At 68.9% G+C, this 15,139-nt stretch carries 13 protein-coding genes; 6 read left to right on the top strand and 7 right to left on the bottom strand.

Annotated features, from left to right (window positions below):
* Window positions 1–20 precede the first annotated feature (20 nt).
* Genes HEB94_RS48655 through HEB94_RS48665 form a run of 3 tightly spaced genes read left to right on the top strand, consistent with a single transcriptional unit; the run spans window position 21 to window position 2,686 of the window.
* The gene (locus tag HEB94_RS48655; protein ID WP_192756120.1) at window positions 21–1,064 is read left to right on the top strand and encodes an amidohydrolase family protein; all 1,044 of its coding nucleotides are present in this window, start codon (window positions 21–23) and stop codon (window positions 1,062–1,064) included.
* A gap of 60 nt (window positions 1,065–1,124) precedes the next feature.
* Window positions 1,125–2,219: an amidohydrolase family protein gene (locus HEB94_RS48660; protein WP_192756121.1), complete on the top strand. Its 1,095-nt coding sequence runs from the start codon at window positions 1,125–1,127 to the stop codon at window positions 2,217–2,219.
* Window positions 2,216–2,686 carry a Rieske 2Fe-2S domain-containing protein gene (locus HEB94_RS48665; protein ID WP_192756122.1) on the top strand — a complete coding sequence of 157 codons (471 nt, stop codon included), beginning with the start codon at window positions 2,216–2,218 and terminating at the stop codon, window positions 2,684–2,686. The genes HEB94_RS48660 and HEB94_RS48665 overlap by 4 nt, the downstream gene beginning before the upstream one ends.
* Window positions 2,687–2,819: 133 nt before the next feature.
* Here the strand turns inward: HEB94_RS48665 and HEB94_RS48670 are convergent, their stop codons facing one another.
* Window positions 2,820–3,224, bottom strand: coding sequence for a hypothetical protein (locus HEB94_RS48670; protein WP_192756123.1), 405 nt, complete (start codon window positions 3,222–3,224; stop codon window positions 2,820–2,822).
* A gap of 274 nt (window positions 3,225–3,498) precedes the next feature.
* Window positions 3,499–6,237, bottom strand: coding sequence for a hypothetical protein (locus tag HEB94_RS48675; RefSeq protein WP_192756124.1), 2,739 nt, complete (start codon window positions 6,235–6,237; stop codon window positions 3,499–3,501).
* A gap of 412 nt (window positions 6,238–6,649) precedes the next feature.
* Between HEB94_RS48675 and HEB94_RS48680 the strand changes: the two genes are divergently transcribed.
* Entirely contained in the window at window positions 6,650–8,368 is a 1,719-nt protein-coding gene (locus HEB94_RS48680; protein WP_192756125.1) for an ABC transporter substrate-binding protein, read from the top strand.
* 20 nt (window positions 8,369–8,388) lie between these two features.
* Here the strand turns inward: HEB94_RS48680 and HEB94_RS48685 are convergent, their stop codons facing one another.
* Window positions 8,389–9,288, bottom strand: coding sequence for a DUF4388 domain-containing protein (locus tag HEB94_RS48685; RefSeq protein WP_192756126.1), 900 nt, complete (start codon window positions 9,286–9,288; stop codon window positions 8,389–8,391).
* 181 nt (window positions 9,289–9,469) lie between these two features.
* On the bottom strand, window positions 9,470–10,027 hold the full coding sequence (locus tag HEB94_RS48690) for a hypothetical protein (protein WP_192756127.1): 558 nt from the start codon (window positions 10,025–10,027) through the stop codon (window positions 9,470–9,472).
* 402 nt (window positions 10,028–10,429) lie between these two features.
* On the opposite strand from HEB94_RS48690, the gene HEB94_RS48695 reads away from it, so the two are divergent.
* Complete coding sequence (locus HEB94_RS48695; protein ID WP_192756128.1) at window positions 10,430–11,410, top strand: phosphatase PAP2 family protein; 981 nt, start codon at window positions 10,430–10,432, stop codon at window positions 11,408–11,410.
* A gap of 110 nt (window positions 11,411–11,520) precedes the next feature.
* Window positions 11,521–11,712 (top strand): hypothetical protein, encoded by a 192-nt coding sequence (locus HEB94_RS48700; protein ID WP_192756129.1) that lies wholly within the window; start codon window positions 11,521–11,523, stop codon window positions 11,710–11,712.
* Window positions 11,713–11,761: 49 nt separating this feature from the next.
* Here the strand turns inward: HEB94_RS48700 and HEB94_RS48705 are convergent, their stop codons facing one another.
* From HEB94_RS48705 to HEB94_RS48715, 3 genes are all read right to left on the bottom strand, one after another.
* Window positions 11,762–12,004 (bottom strand): hypothetical protein, encoded by a 243-nt coding sequence (locus tag HEB94_RS48705; RefSeq protein WP_192756130.1) that lies wholly within the window; start codon window positions 12,002–12,004, stop codon window positions 11,762–11,764.
* 395 nt (window positions 12,005–12,399) lie between these two features.
* Window positions 12,400–13,281 carry an endonuclease/exonuclease/phosphatase family protein gene (locus tag HEB94_RS48710; RefSeq protein ID WP_192756131.1) on the bottom strand — a complete coding sequence of 294 codons (882 nt, stop codon included), beginning with the start codon at window positions 13,279–13,281 and terminating at the stop codon, window positions 12,400–12,402.
* A 14-nt stretch (window positions 13,282–13,295) separates the two neighbouring features.
* Window positions 13,296–14,954, bottom strand: a complete 1,659-nt coding sequence (locus tag HEB94_RS48715; protein ID WP_238361821.1) for a glycoside hydrolase family 3 protein — start codon at window positions 14,952–14,954, stop codon at window positions 13,296–13,298.
* Between the last annotated feature and the right edge of the window lie 185 nt (window positions 14,955–15,139).

Genomic DNA, 15,139 nt, shown 5'->3' on the forward strand with positions numbered 1-15,139 from the left:
CGGGAGACGGTGACCGGGCATTGACCACCATCGACTCGCAGGTACACAACGAGGTTCCGAGCATCGATGACCTGTTGCCCTATCTGCCGGACCTGTGGGTGGAGCAGATCGCCAACACGGTCTTTCGGGGGGCCTCCGACGGCGACGCGCCGTATCCACCGAAGTCCGCTCTCGCGGTGCGGCCGGACAGCCGGGTCGACGGCGGCCCGCCGGACCTGAAGACGGTCCAGCGCCAGGCACTCGACGACCGGGTGGACGCGGCGATTCTCCTGTGCACGTACGCGGTCGACGGCCTGCACAACCCTGAGCAGGCCGTCGCCATGGCACGGGCGGTCAACGACTGGCAGATCGCGCAGTGGCTGGACCAGGACGACCGCCTCCGCGGCTCGATCGTCGTACCGTCGCAGATCCCGCAGTTGGCCGTGGAGGAGATCGAGCGGGTGGGCGGGCATCCTGGTTTCGTCCAGGTCGCGCTCCCGGCTCGGTCGCAGCATCCCTGGGGCAGCCGCCTCAACCACCCCCTGTGGGAGGCGATCACGCGTCACGACCTGGTGGCCGGGATCTACTTCGGTGGCGCGCCCGGCAACCCGTCGACTCCGGCCGGTTGGCCGTCGTACTTCATCGAGGAGTACGTCGGGATGGCGTCGGTGTTCGCCGCGCAGGTGACCAACCTCGTCGTCGAGGGGGTCTTCGACCTGTTCCCCTCGGCCCGGGTCACCTTCCTGGAAAGCGGTGTGACGTGGCTGCCCGCGCACCTGTGGAGGTTCGACAAGGAGTGGCGCAACCTGCGCATGCAGACGCCGTGGGTGAAACGGCCGCCCTCGCAGTACATCCGTGACCACGTACGCCTGACCGCCCAGCCGTGGGACATGCCCGTCGACGACCGGTTGGCGTTGGACCTGTTCGACCAGTTGGGCTCGCAGGATCTGCTGCTGTACTCCACCGGCTTCCCGCACCAGACCGCGGGCAACCTCGAGCACCTGCTCAGCGTGGTCCCGGAGGAGATGGCGCGCAGGATCCGGTCGACCAACGCACACGAGTGGTATCGCGGCTTCGGCAGGTAGCCAGATCACGAGGACCGAAACGCAGGCAGGGAACGAAAGGGCACGATCGGAAGGTCAGAGATGACAGCGGTGACCGAAGCACCACGACACACGCGAACACGCCCGGTCCAGGTCGGCATCGTCGACTGTGACACGCACAACTACTGGGACGACCAGTCCGAGCTCAAGCCCTTCCTGGACCCGAGGTGGCACGAACACCTCGACACGCTCGGCCTTCGTCGCTACTCCGGCGGCTCCTACCCGCGGTTCTGGGACGACGCGATCGACACCAGGCCACCCTCGGGCCGCAGGTCGGGTTCGGACGTCGGCTTCATGGGGACCGACCTCCTCGACCGACACCACATCGCCTACGCCGTCCTCATTCCGCTCACCTCCGTGTCGGGCCTGCTGAACCTCGACCTCGCGAACGCGATGGCGACCGCGATCAACGACTGGCAGGCCGCGCAGTGGCTGGACAAGGACGACCGCATGCGCGCGTCCATCTCGGTGGCGACCGAGGATCCCGTCGCGGCGGCGGCCGAGGTACGGCGGGTGGCACAGGACCGGCGGTTCGTGCAGGTGCAGTTCAGTGGCCGCCCGGCCGAGCCGATGGGCCGGCGTCGCTACTGGCCCATCTACGAAGCCTGCGCGGAGTTCGGGATCCCGGTGATGTCACACGCGTTCGGATCCAGCGGGCAGCCGATCACCGGCGCCGGTTGGGCGTCGTACTACATCGAGGACCACGTCGGGCCGGCGATCTCGGTCCAGGCCAACATCGTCAGCATGATCATGGAGGGCGTGTTCGACCGCTTCCCCGGCCTGCGGTTGGTCTCCGTGGAGAACGGCTTCGCGTGGGCCGCGTCCCTACGCTGGCGCATGGACCAGGCCTTCGAGCTGCTGCGCTCAGAGGTGCCCCACCTGTCCCGTAGGCCCTCGGAGTACTTCGAGGAGCACGTCTACCTCGCCACCCAGCCGGTGGAGGAGCCGGAGAAGCGGGAGTACTTCCAACAGATGCTGGAACAGTACCCCGGCTACGTCGACCGGTTGCTCTTCTCCAGCGACTACCCGCACTGGGACGGTGACGCACCCAACCGCGCGGTGCCGCTGCTGCGCGACCCGGAGGCACGCGACAAGGTGCTCCGGCGAAACGCCCGCCGACTCTACGGACTCGCGTGAAGTACGTCGTCGCGACCCTGGAGGAGATCGCGCCCGGTGACCGCAAGATCGTCGAGGTCGCCGGGCGCTCGATCGGCATCTTCAACGTGAGCGGGGAGCTGTTCGCCCTGCGCAACCGCTGCCCGCACCAGGGCGCGCCCCTGTGCCAAGGATCGTTGTGGGGAACGGTCACGGCGTCGGTGCCGGGCCAGATCGAGTACACCCCGGGTGGGGAGATCCTCAGCTGTCCCCACCACGGCTGGGAGTTCCACATCAGGACCGGTCAGTCGTGGTGTGACCCGGGACGACTCCGGGTGGGCGGCTACCGGGTCGATGTCGAGAGTGGGAAGGACCTGCTGGAGGACGATGCGCCGGACGCGGCTGGGCCGGGTGGCGAGGCCCCGGCGGGGAGGGTGAAGGGTCCCTACGTCGCGGAGACCATCCCCGTCACGATCGAGGGCCACTACGTCGTCCTCGACGTCGCCTAGCCTCGATCCTGGATCCGACCATTCATGGTCTTCGTTGTGGGCTTGATGGCGTGGGCGTGGTGCTGTGGGCTGCGCTCGGAGAGCGCCCTGCCCGCGTCGTGCTAACGGCTGCCAAGATCGTCCGGCGCCAGATCTATGAAGCCTTCGGCTCGGTGTCAGCAGCGAGCTGCGCGGCGCGCTGATGGGAGATTCCAAGCAACTGCCCGATGTCACGCAGCGGCAGGCCGGCATCAACCAGTTCACGCACGGCCGCCCGCGACTCCTCTGCCGCACGTGACTTCGCCAGGTCAGATTCCACCCGCAGCTTCTCCGCACGGGCAAGATGTGCATGAACCGAGTCCGGCAACCGATGCGAGACCACCAGCTCGAAGGAGTCGGGTTCGACGTCACGCATGACCGCGATGAGGTCGCGGGCCATGGCATCGACCTCGCGCAGATGCCGTGCCTGGGTCGAACGGTCAATCTCCCGAATCCGGATCAGCCAGAAGCGGCCGTCGCGTTCGACGCTCGCATGGTAGGTATCCATCACCGCCACCATCCCCTCCCCAGGACAGGCTCGCACTCTTTGAAGATCTCCCGCCCGACCTCCCACTGCTTACCCTGAGCCTTGGCCTCGCGGTCGATCTTCGGATCAGGTCTCGGCGCTTCATGACACCTCCGTCTAGATCACACTTGACAAGCAAGGCAAGTGCACACTAGACGACACGCCGCCGGGTCCACGATGCGTACGGCTGTAGGCCCGCAGCGGCAGGCCGGCGGTTCGGTCGCCCGTGTCCGGGAGATCATCGAACCGCCGGCCCGGGAAGCGTCGCTCAGTCGACGACCGGGGTGGCGCCGAAGTCGTAGAGCTCCTGCAGTGAGTGGGTGATGTCCACGACCGGCTCACCCTCCTGGATGTCGCCCCGGCGGTAGGCGAGGGCGTAGGCCGGGAACTGGCCGAAGATGCTCGGCACCATCGTGGTGAACTTGCCTGGGCTGCCCTGCCAGCCGATCCGGTCCAGGGCGAAGAACTCGATGCCGCCCATGCCCTGCAGCGCGCCGTAGGCGGCCCACAACGGGACGGACTCGGCCTTGAAGCGGTTCGGGTTCGGCCACCCGGTCTCGGAGACGGTCTGTGGATGCCCGGCGATGCGGTGGAACTTCACCACCGTGGCGTCGGGGTCCCTGAGGGTGGAGCGGCTCTCGAAGGTCTGGCCGATGTCGATCATGTAGTCGGCGCCGAACCCCTCGTGCCGGCCGGTGAAGTACGCGTCGTGGCGGTCCACGACGTCGCCGGCGGTGTAGGTGTAGCGCTCGAGCGCGTCCATCGTGGAGGGCTGCGCGGTGATCCAGTTGCTCGGGGTGACGAGGCTGCGGACTCCGAGTTCCTCGCGGTAGTAGCGGGCGGTGTCGGCGTAGAAGCCGCGCTGCTGCTGGGTGAGGAACTCCCGCTGGTCGCGCATCCGGTGCTTCATCGGGCTGTCGGTCGGGTGGGCGTCGGAGGTCATCATCCACGCCTCCTGCACCACCATCCGGCCCTCGGCGGGCACGTCGCCGTCGACTCCGCTGCCGGCGCCCCAGGCGGACAGGGCCGCGGCCGGCGAGCCGTAGCACCTGGCCAGGAAGGCGCCGAACGCCGCGTCGAGCACGCGCAGGTGGACCTCCGGGATGTTGGTGCGGGTGAAGGTCCAGAAGAAGAAGCTGTCCTCGTTCTGGATCTCCACCATGGCCACCGCCGGGTCCGCGGCCAGCGCCAGACCTGTGTGGGGGTTGGGCGTGGTGAGCAGGGCCCGCGCCCAGGACCGGTGCACGGCCTGGAAGTCCGGGTCGAACATCACCAGGGCGAACGGTGTCCTGTTGGCGATGTCGTCGTAGCCGGGGAAGCCGGTGGCCGAGCCGAGCTGGACCCACAGCGGGAAGTAGTAGCTGAGGTTGACGTAGATGCCGGCCCGCTTCATCGCGGCGACGAAGGCGTGCAGTTGGTCCAGGTAGTGGGCGTCCACGCTGAGGTCGGAGGCGCCGTCGGCGAAGATCTGCCCGTGGATGCGGACCAGGTTGACGCCCCGCTTGGCGAGGAACCGCGCGAGGTAGTCGACCGAACCGGGGTCCTGCCGGACGATCTCGGGTCCGGCGTTCACGGCCCAGAACCGCACCGGCCTGCGGTCGCCCAGGACGAAGCCGCCACGCCGCGCGGTGACGAAACCGTTCCGGCCCGCGACGTCCTCGTTGAGGTGGGACAGGTCGATCGGTGAGGAGGCGAACGCGTCGGCGCCGACCTCGAACGGTGCGAACCCCTCTGCCGCCTCACCGCCGTACTCGCCTGGTTTGAACTTCCCGCGGGGGACGAACTGGCCCGGCGTGAGCAGGAACGCGTCGAAGCAGGCGGTCAGCGCCTCACCGGGGCCGGCGAGCAGCCGGAGTTCGAAGGACCGGCGGCCGGCGGCGAGCCGGACGGTACCGGCGTGGAACCAGTTCGCGTTGAGGAACCGCCGGATGTAGGTGTTGTCGGCCAGACCGAAGGAGTCGTCGAGGACATGCCACTCCCCCTCGTCGAAGCGCCACCGGAACGGCCCGTGGTGCCAGAACTTGCGGATCCACAGGTGGTACTCCCCCTCCTCCGCCACGTCGACGTCGTACCGCGCGAAGGCCTCCGGATCGTCGGCGCCACGGGTGCCCTCGTTGCTGAGCCACTCCCCTCCGGAGAGCAGGTGACGCTCCTGCTCGGTGGGCGAGAACTCCGTGTGCGAAGGGAAGTTCGTCTCGGCCGGGGCCTCACCCTCCCACCAGACGAAGGGGATGTCCTCGCCGTCGGGGCCGTCGTCGCGCAGCGGCGACCGCGAGATCACCGTGTAGAGAGTGTCGGCCGGCAGGCTGATCCGCCCGCCGCCCTGGACGTGCTCGATCGGCAAGGAACGGTTGACGTACCCGTTTCCGTCGAGGGCGTAGGCGTGGGCGCCGGGAAGGTGGGCGAACTCGAGGCTCGCCTCGATCCTGCGGATGCCGACGGGGTGGTCGCCGACGCCGGTGATGGTGTCACCCTCGACCTGCCAGCCGAGGGGCTGCTCCTCCGTCACGGCCTGCACCAGGACCCGTGCGGACCGGCCGATCGGCTGGCCGTCGAGGGCGGTCACCACGATCGAGGCGTACTCGTTGGCGCAGTCGATCACCACGTCGGACAGCTCACGTCGCCCGGCGGCGCCGAGAAAACCGAACGCACCCTGTGTGCACGGAGTGTCCACGCTCACCACGCCATCGCCGTAGGACCAGGTGAGCTGGCCGGAGGCGCTGCGAATCGTCTTCGCATCCCTGTCGATCAGGGCGGAGAGGTCCTTCGCCCGCACCGCGGCGGTGTCGGCGGTGAACGTGTTGCGAACGGGCCCGACGAGGAAGCTCCAGGGGTCGACGTCCACCGCGGCCGTGGCGGCCTGGGCCGCGCGTTCGGTGCTCAGCCAGGGAACCGACAGCGCCGATCCTCCGGCCACCCCGAGGACGAACGCGCGTTGGACGAACGCCCGGCGGGACAGGTCGTTCCTGGGTTCTTCGACTGGCTCCTGCGGGTGGAGCGGGCGCATCTTCGTGTCTCCTTCGGGTCGGTCACCTTCTGGTCGGTCAACTCGCGGCAGGACACGTCGGTGATGACAGGTCTTACTGGCCGACCCAGGGCGGCTCGGCGCCGGAATCGCTCATCGCAAGGTCGCCTTGACAGTTGTGCGTCGGCTGGTGGCAGCACGGTCCGCGCGCCGGTGGCCACTGGCCGGTGAGCGCGATCGGCTGGAACCGTGAGCGTACGCCGCGATCTGTGACGGACCAGGGATTCGGCCGTGGCCGATATCGGGCGGCAGCTTCTCCTGCATTCCCTCGCTACCTAGCCTGACGACGAACCTGAGGACCCACGACAGCTGACGACAGCTGATCGACCCTGAGCCGACCTCGCCGTTCCGACGGGACGCCGAGCGCGGGTGCAGCCGGAAAGGAGCGCCAGCCATGGCGGAAGCCACAACGACGGACTCCAGGAGGCAGGCCTGGCGGGGAACACTGACCCGCCGGAGCGCGCTTCGCGCGTTCGCCGCCGGTGGCGTGTGGCTCGCGGGTGGCGCAGTGCTGTCTGGATGTCAGCGGGAGACCAGTGGTGGCTCCTCCTCCGAGGTCACCCTCAAGATCGGTGGCGCGACCGGCGCGGAGCCCTATCCGGTGATGCCGAGCGCGGCGATCCAGAAGAAGGACGCGAACGCCAAGGGGTACGCCGAGGCGCTGACCAGCTGGCTGGACGACAACCCCGGCGTCAAGCTCACCCACATCAAGGCGGACGTGCAGAACACCGATGCGCTCGTCGCCTCGATCGGTGGCGGGACGGCACCCGACCTGTTCATCGGCAACGTGCTCGGCAGCTGGGGTACCGGTCCGATCCGGGACGCGTTCGTCCAGGGTCTCGCGGCCGACGTCACCGATCTGGCGAGCAAGTACGGCTTCGCCAAGAAGCTCAACCCGGTGGTCAAGCCGGCGTGGGACTTCTGGGCGGTCGACGGCAAGCGCTTCGGCCTCCCGTATGAGTACTCCGGCGCCGGCCAGGGGCTCTACTACCGGCGGGACTTCCTCGAGGCCGCCGGCATCGAGGACATCCCCTTCGACCACACGTGGACGTGGTCGCGGGTGCGGGAGATCGCCAAGGCGACGACGGCCGGTGACCGCAAGGGCATCGCCCTGGTCAACTGGAACTTCTGGGCGCCGTTGTCGGCCAACGGGCACGGCCTGCTCACCCAACTGCCCGCACCGGACCAGAAGTGGCACTGGAAGGCGGACTACGCGACGTACCGAGACACGTGGGTGAAGGCCGTCGAGCTCTTCCGCGGCATGCTCTACACCGACCAGTCGGTACGCACCGACATCACGTTCACCGACCAGCAGGCCAGCGACGCCTTCGGCCGGGCCCAGGTCGGCATGTGGATGGGCAACCCGGCCGCGCTCACCCACAGCCCGAACGACCCGTCGATGTCGAAGTTCGTCTCGCTGAACAAGAAGCCCTACGAGGAGGTCGTCAGCTGGATCCCGGTGCCCTACGGCGACCAGGGCTACTTCGACGGCACCGCCCGCTACAGCGCGGCGATGATCTCCTTCCGGCCCGACGCCGACGACGCCGTGCTCGACAAGGCGGTCAGCCTGCACGCGTACATGATGGGGCCGGGCCTCACCACGCAGATGAAGGTCATCAACGATCAGACCAAGGACCTGCGCAACGTGTACGGCGGCTACGTCGGCGGCTCGATGATCCCGACCAACACGATGATCCCGATCTTCGCCGAGAGCCTGACCGACCTGCCCGGAAGCGCGGAGGAGGCGTGGGGCAAGTCGATCGTGGACGCCTACTCGGCCGGGACGAAGCTCGCCCCGACCCCGCCCAGGGAGCTGTTCTTCCCCGCCGAGCAGAACCCCGGGCCTTCCGGTACGGCATCCGACGACGCCATCAACCGCTTCGCCTTCGAACGCAGCGGTGTCGACGTGGCCGCGGACTTCGCGAAGCTGGAACGCACGCTGAACAAGACGTATGGGAGTTTCAGTTCGAGCATCGAGGCGGACACGTTCTCGGCGGCGGCCAAGAAGTACTACGGCGAACTCGACAAGCTGTTCCGCGAGGAGGCGACGGAGTTCCACACCGAGGTCTACGGACCGTGGTATTCCGACAAGGTTCTCCCGGCACTGAACTGACGACTACGAGCGACGACGCCTCACCTGGACCTGTGCAGTGCGGTGCGCGCTGTCCTTCCGCGCTGCCGACGGATGCCAACGACCGTGACCGTGAGGATCCCGGCGACGGCGAGCGCCCCGGCGAGAGTCAGGGCCAGCGGGAGGGGTTCACCAAGAGTCGCGGGTAGGCCAAACGCTCCACGTTCCTCAGGAAAAGTGAGTGTGCCGGCGGCCGTACGGGTGATCTTCCCGCTCTTCAGGATGAGCTGGAACTTCCACTCGCGGTCGGGCAGGTCCTTCTCCGTCACCGCGACGGCGACCTTTCCGCGCTGGTTGGGCGCCAGGGTCAGAGTGCCGATGGTGCGGTAGGGGCCGACGCTGAGGGAGCCGTTGTTGTCCTTGAGGCTCAGCTGGCCGGTGATGTCGAGCGCGCGTTTGCCGTTGTTGTGGGCATCGGCCACGACCTGTGGAACGCCGTCCTCGGTTCGCTGCGGAATGACCTGGCCGATCTTGAAGTCCGACGGCGGTTCGCCGCCTGGTCCGACGTCGAGGTACGTCCGGATGCCGACCCGGTGCACCTGTGCGACGTTGCCGTTCGGGCCCGGCTTGGCCGAAGACACCTCCGCCCAGATCACGGCGTACCGCTCCCCCTCACTCGCCTTCTTGGGGACGGCGATCCGGGTCGTCACGGTCGCCCGGCCCTGTGGCTTCAAGTCGAGCTTGGTGTGGTCGAGGCTGATCCAGGTGGTCAGCTCGTTCGGAGTACGGCCCGGTGCGAAGACGAACTTACCGTCCTTGAGTTCGGCGGCCGCAGCGTAAACCTGCGCGCGGAGCTTGTTGCTCGAGGTGCTGACCACCTGAAAGCGCCGAGTGAACGCGGTGCCCGGGTTGACGTGATCGACGATGTAGATCCGCGCGCGCGGATCGTCGGCTCGGCTCATCGGAGCTTCGAGCAACCTCACGCCAAGGTCGCCGTCGACCTTCGAGTGGGGCGGGCGACCCTGGTCAGGGTCGCCCGCATCACCGTCGGCCGCGGCTGGGACGGCGGCCGCTGCCTGAAGGAGGACGACAAACAGCACTGCGAGTCCGCCCAGTCGGCCGACCACTCCGGCCGCTGGTCTTCTAGGCAACGGAGTGGTTGACCGTGCCGGTGTAGATGCCGGCCACAGCAGTGGCTGGAACGTTGACCACGAGGGTCGGGTTCCAGGTCGCCGAGTTGGGGCCGTCCCCATCGGTCTTGCTGAACGCGGTCTGCTCCGTGTCGATCGCCACCGCATCACCGGCGAGGGGCTGACCGGCCACGAACGTTCCGTCGCCTGTCTCCGCGGTGGAGTCGCCGGACCAGTAGTCCACGGCGGTGTTCGGGACGGTCTCGGCCGGCGTGCCAGCGCCGGTGGTCCATCCACCCGTAGCCGCGATCACGGTGGCCTCCCACGTCGCGTCCAGCGTTGCGCGGCCGTCGTCGACCGTCACCGGTCCGAGCGGCCCGGTGATCACTGTGCCGGCGGCACCGGACCCGAGGTCAACAGTGTCGGGCACCGTGATCTCCAACTCGCCCGCGGTGATGGTGAAGGTCACCGTGGTCGGACAGGTCGTGGCCTCGGCGCAGGTGGCTGCCTGGGCGGGTGCGGCGAACACCGCGGTTGCAGCCACCAGGGCTGCGGCACCCACCAAAGGCATGAGAATACGTTTCGACACTACTGTTCCCCCCGTCGCAATTCCGGTCCTGGTAGGACCGGCGGCTTTCGGTCCGAATCCTGCACTCAACACACTTGGGGCAAACGCCGGTTATGCAGAATGTGGACACGCTCATTGCCTTGGGAAACTGACCGGCTTGCCGCCGTCGTCTCAGGGCGGGTCCAGTCCTCGCACTCGGCCGGAATACCCAGCAATTCGACGTCCTGCGGACTGTGAGGCCGGAGTGCGGTCTACGCCCTCCGTTGCCGCGAACGGCGAGCTGTCCGGTCCCGGCCAGGCCTTGCGTGTAACGAAAATCGGTCCACCTCGTTGACCCCGCTGGGAGCCGGGCCCGGCGAGCGGCGCGGCCCCGACGCATGAGTTCAGGAAGGGCCGCTGACCCAGATGCTGCGCCTCGTTCGGGGCCTGGTCGCCGCCTGGCTGGCGCTGCTGGCGGTCGTCCAACTCGCCGTCCTCGGGCTCGTATGGTGGATCTTCATTCGAACCCCGCACGGCCAGGTGCTCGACGCGAGTGTGCTGCGCGCGACCCGGATCGGGCGTGCGCAGGTCGAGGGCATGGTCGACGCGTTGCTCAACGCGGTGTCGGTCGCCTCCCTGCTCGTGGCGACGGTCGTGATCGGCTTCGTCGCGCTCGCCCGCCGCCGGTACCGCCTCGCCATCGTCGCGACGCTGCTCATCGCGTGCGCCAATCTGAGCAGCCAGATCCTGAAGCGGTACGCGATCGACCGGCCCGACCTGGGCATCGCGGGGACCGACATCGGTGCGCCCAACAGCATGCCGAGCGGTCACATGACGGTGGCCACGTCGATCGTCGTGGCCGCCGTCCTCGTCCTGCCGCCACAGCTGACCAGCCTGACCGCGGTGCTCGGCGCCGGCTACGCGGCGGCCACCGGAATCGCCACCCTGTCAGCGGGCTGGCACCGGCCCAGCGACGCGCTGGCGGCACTGCTCGTCGTCGGCACGTGGGCGTCGGGGGCCGGCACCATCCTGCTGCTCGGCCAGAAACGTGAGCCGGTCACCGAGCCCGCCGCCACTCACCACCGGACCGTCGCCATCCTGGCGCTGGCCGGGGCCAGCCTGCTCGTCGTGGCGGTCCTGGCGATCGGGCTCACCGATCATGGTGAACTCACCGCGCCGGTCGATCTCGGCCCGGGCCGCCTGGTCGGCGCCTACGTCGGTGGTGCCGCCGGCGTCGCGGGTGGCACCGGGCTCATGATGGCCGTGGTGTTGTCGACGGTGCATCGGGTGGTTCCCACCCTGCACCGGCCGACTCTGATCGACACGATCGTCGACACCCTGCCCCTGCCGAACCATCCCTCCGGGGACGACGCGTCAGGCTCGACGGACGAGACCAGGACGGCCTGAGGACATGGTCGGTGCAGGCAGGGCGAGGACAGTGACGACACTTCTTGTTTCTCACCGCGCGGGAGATTCGCTGATCCCGGGTGACGGCTGCGAGCGGCGGAGGCGCCAGCATGTGGAATGACCTGGACGCGATCCTGAGTCTGACGGTGGGGTTCATCGCCGCGATCGCGTTGGTGGTTGTCGTCCTCAGCGTCATCGAGGACGACCTCGTCGCCGATGCCAGGCGCGAGCCTGTCACGGACACACCGGGAACCGATGCCAAGGAACTCGCGGTTGAGCGCGTGGCCCTGGACGACCAGTAAGACTCCTCGACGGTGACGGTGCCGGTGCGGTTACCTCACGCTCCGGCGGTCAGCCCCGGCTCCGGCGACCGGCCGCTGGGACGAGGTCCCCGGAGCGCGCCTGCCGACCTACCTGGTCATGCTTCTGCGCCATGGCGAGCACCTGGGTGCGCGCCTTCCCCTCCGCGACTCCGCGCGCGTAGGCCGCCCGCGCCTCCGCGGATTGGTCCCAGGTGTCGTGCCCCTCGAATTCAGCGGGTCCCCGCCCGAGACGCTCGTTCATGAGCTGGTCGTACAACGGCGTGTCGCTCATCAGTTGACTGCTCCCATATCCGCATGACCGCACCGGCAGATGGATCACCGGCCTGGGGGAGATTACCGGCTTCGAGAGATCTGCGCATGTCGCGGCTGCCGGCGGATCTTGTTCTTCCAGCGTGTGCCGCGATTTGGCACGTTGAGTAATGAAGAAGACTCGGAGTGCTCCGCGCCATTGCGTGCTCGTTGTGAACGACCATATCCGGCGGTATTCGCGACGGGTTCGGAGGACCGCCCTTGTGAGGGCCTTTCCGGTCAGACCGAATGTCTGACCGGATGTCAGACCGGATAAGGACATCGTTCATGTCCGGACCGATCGTGCCTCCCGGTCCGAAGGGCTGGGAGGCACGATCGGTGTACTGGTGTGGACCGCCGCGCCGTACGCGCCCGGGGTCAGCGGCCCCTGGGCACCATCAGGTCGGTCACGACCGGACGGTGGTCCGACGCTGTCGTCGCGACCTCGTGGGCGCCACGCACGGTGATGTCGGGTGAGACCGACACCACGTCGATGCGGCTGACCGGGTTGGTGGCTGGGTAGGTCTTCCCGCCGTTGGGTGCCGCGTCCACCAGGCCCTGTTCCCACAGCTTCGCCAGCTCCGGCGCGGTGGCTTCGGCGTTGAGGTCACCGACCAGGACCTTCGGCCCCTTGTCGGCGGCCAGGATGGCGAGCATGTCGTCCACCTGCATGCGACGGACGGCAGGGTCGGGCCGGTAGTCCAGGTGCGTGGAGTAGACGTGCACGCGCGCACCTCGGACGGCGAGGGTGACCTCGGCGAAACCGGGGGCCGGGGCGGGAACCGGGTTGGGGTCCTGGGTGGACAGCCGGGTGATGTCGTGGTTCTCGGCCTGCACGATCGGGTAGCGGCTCAGCACCGCGACGCCGTACTGCCGGCGCGGCGCGCCCTCGGTCGCGGGCTCGAAGTCGTAGATCGGCGCGAAGAACACCCGCATCCTCAGCTGGCGGGCCAGCTCGCGAGCCTCGTCGACGTAGTCGCTGCGCGTGTCCCAGTGCACGTCGACTTCCTGCAGGCCGATCACGTCGGCGTCCAGCGAACGGATCGCGTCCGCGGTGCGGGCCAGGTCGAAGACGCCGTCCTGCCCGGCTCCGGCGTGGATGTTGTAGGTGGCCACGCGCAGCGCCACCAGACGAGGCGCCGACGGTGTGGACTCGGCGGCCAGGGCGGCCGGTGTCGCCGCGCCGAGCACGGCGGTGGCGGCGAGGGCGGCCGCGGCGGCGAAGGCCCCACGCCGCGAGATTCCGATACTGCGTGTCACGCCGATCCTCCAGATCAGGTCGTGGTGAGCCCCGCACCGAACGGGAACAACGGCGTTCCCGGCTGGTCGGGGTCGGGGATGGTCACCGGAAGGTGGCCGGCGGGTTGGATCGACCCCGTCAGCACGCCGGCGAGGGAGGTCATCGCCACGTCGTTGAACACGTAGGTGGCGAGGTAGGTGGGTACCTGCGGGAAGCCGGTCGCGTCGTAGGGGTCACGGACCGCGACCGCGACGACGCGGGCGCCCGAGGCGAGCAGGGCCCGCACCAGGGCGAGCTGACCCTGGTCACCGGGTGCGCGGTTGGTGACCACGACCGTGACGTCGTGGGTCCGGGCGGCTGCGACGGCGGCGTCGATCCGCTGTTGGGTGGGCTGGACGCCGGTGCTGAGGACGTCGACGGCGCGACCGTGTTCGGTCAGGGCCGCGCCGAGGGCGGCGGTCGTCGTCGGAGCCGCCGGGTCGTCCCAGCCGGTGACCAGGACGCGCGCGTCCGCTGCGAAGGGGAGCGCGTTCGCGTCGTCGCGGAGCAGGGTCGTCGTCTGGTCGGTGATGCGCTGGGCGATGGTCAGGTGCTCCGGCGTCCCGACGACGTGCGGGAGGGCCGCGGTGTCGGCGTACGGCGACCGAACGATCCCCCGCCGCCACTTCAGCCGCAGCACTCTGGTCACCGACTGGTCGAGGCGTTCCTCGCTGAGCTCTCCCCCACGAACGGCGGCCACCACCGCCTCCCAGGCGACCTGCATCACGGGCGGGTTGACGAGCACGTCGACACCGGCTTTGAGCGCGAGCACCGGCACCCGGTCGTCGCCGTACTTCTCGCGGACCCCGGCCATGCCGAGGGAGTCGGTCACCACCAGGCCGTCGAAGCCGAGTTCCTCGCGCAGCAGGCCGGTCAGGATCGGGTGGGACAAGGTGGCGGGGTTGCCGGAGGAGTCGAGGACGGGTACGACGATGTGCGCGGTCATGATCGCGTCGACGCCGGCCGCGATGCCGGCGCGGAACGGCGGCAGGTCGATCTGGTCCAGTTCGGTCCGGGTGTGGCTGATGACGGGCAGGCCGCTGTGGCTGTCGACGGCGGTGTCGCCGTGCCCGGGGAAGTGCTTGAGGGTCGCGGCGAGGCCGGCGTTCTGGTAGGCGTTCACCTGGGCGGCGACCAGCTGGGCCGTGAGCTCAGGGTCCTCACCGAAGGACCGGACACCGATCACCGGGTTGGCGGGGTTGACGTTGACGTCGGCCACCGGGGCGAAGTCCTGGTTGATGCCCACGGCCCGCAGCTCCTGGCCGGTGATGCGGGCGGCGGTGCCGGCGGCGGCCACGTCGCGGCCGGCAGCCAGCGCCATGTTGCCGGGGAACTGTGTGGCCGGCGGGCCGAGCCGGACCACCGCGCCCTGCTCCTGGTCGACGCTGAGCAGCAGCGGTACGCCCAGGCGCCGGCCACGGGCGACGCGCTGGATTCCGTTGGACAGGTCGGCGACCTGGTCGGGGGCGCGGGTGTTGCCGGCATAGGCGAAGTAGACGAAGCCGCCGAGGTGGTAGCGGGCGATCGCCTGCGCGGCGTTGTCCACCTCGAGGAAGGACCGGTTCATCTGGACCGCGCTGGACTCGGCGGTGTCGGCGGTCTCGCCGTACACGCGGGTCGTGAAGAGTTGACCGACCTTCTCCTCGAGCGTCATCCGGCGCAGGGTGGAGGTCACCCAGCCGTGCTCGGCGTTGTCGGCGGCGGCGGTGTCAGTGGTCGCGGCCTGCGCGTGCAGCGGGTTGACGGTGGCTGCGGCGGTCGCGGTGAGGCCGGCGAGTAGAACGGAACGGCGGGACAGCGGACGTTCGGGCAGGGGTCTTTAATAGTTGACTTTGAGTT

The organism is Actinopolymorpha pittospori, assembly GCF_014873875.1.
Classification (GTDB): domain Bacteria; phylum Actinomycetota; class Actinomycetes; order Propionibacteriales; family Actinopolymorphaceae; genus Actinopolymorpha; species Actinopolymorpha pittospori.

What these genes read in the sequence shown, in the direction of transcription:
- HEB94_RS48660 (WP_192756121.1), top strand. Translation starts at nt 1,125, where the DNA reads ATGACAGCGGTGACCGAAGCACCACGACACACGCGAACACGCCCGGTC.
- HEB94_RS48670 (WP_192756123.1), bottom strand. Translation starts at nt 3,224, where the DNA reads ATGGTGGCGGTGATGGATACCTACCATGCGAGCGTCGAACGCGACGGC.
- HEB94_RS48675 (WP_192756124.1), bottom strand. Translation starts at nt 6,237, where the DNA reads ATGCGCCCGCTCCACCCGCAGGAGCCAGTCGAAGAACCCAGGAACGAC.
- HEB94_RS48680 (WP_192756125.1), top strand. Translation starts at nt 6,650, where the DNA reads ATGGCGGAAGCCACAACGACGGACTCCAGGAGGCAGGCCTGGCGGGGA.
- HEB94_RS48685 (WP_192756126.1), bottom strand. Translation starts at nt 9,288, where the DNA reads ATGAGCCGAGCCGACGATCCGCGCGCGCGGATCTACATCGTCGATCAC.
- HEB94_RS48690 (WP_192756127.1), bottom strand. Translation starts at nt 10,027, where the DNA reads ATGCCTTTGGTGGGTGCCGCAGCCCTGGTGGCTGCAACCGCGGTGTTC.
- HEB94_RS48695 (WP_192756128.1), top strand. Translation starts at nt 10,430, where the DNA reads ATGCTGCGCCTCGTTCGGGGCCTGGTCGCCGCCTGGCTGGCGCTGCTG.
- HEB94_RS48700 (WP_192756129.1), top strand. Translation starts at nt 11,521, where the DNA reads ATGTGGAATGACCTGGACGCGATCCTGAGTCTGACGGTGGGGTTCATC.
- HEB94_RS48705 (WP_192756130.1), bottom strand. Translation starts at nt 12,004, where the DNA reads ATGAGCGACACGCCGTTGTACGACCAGCTCATGAACGAGCGTCTCGGG.
- HEB94_RS48715 (WP_238361821.1), bottom strand. Translation starts at nt 14,954, where the DNA reads ATGACGCTCGAGGAGAAGGTCGGTCAACTCTTCACGACCCGCGTGTAC.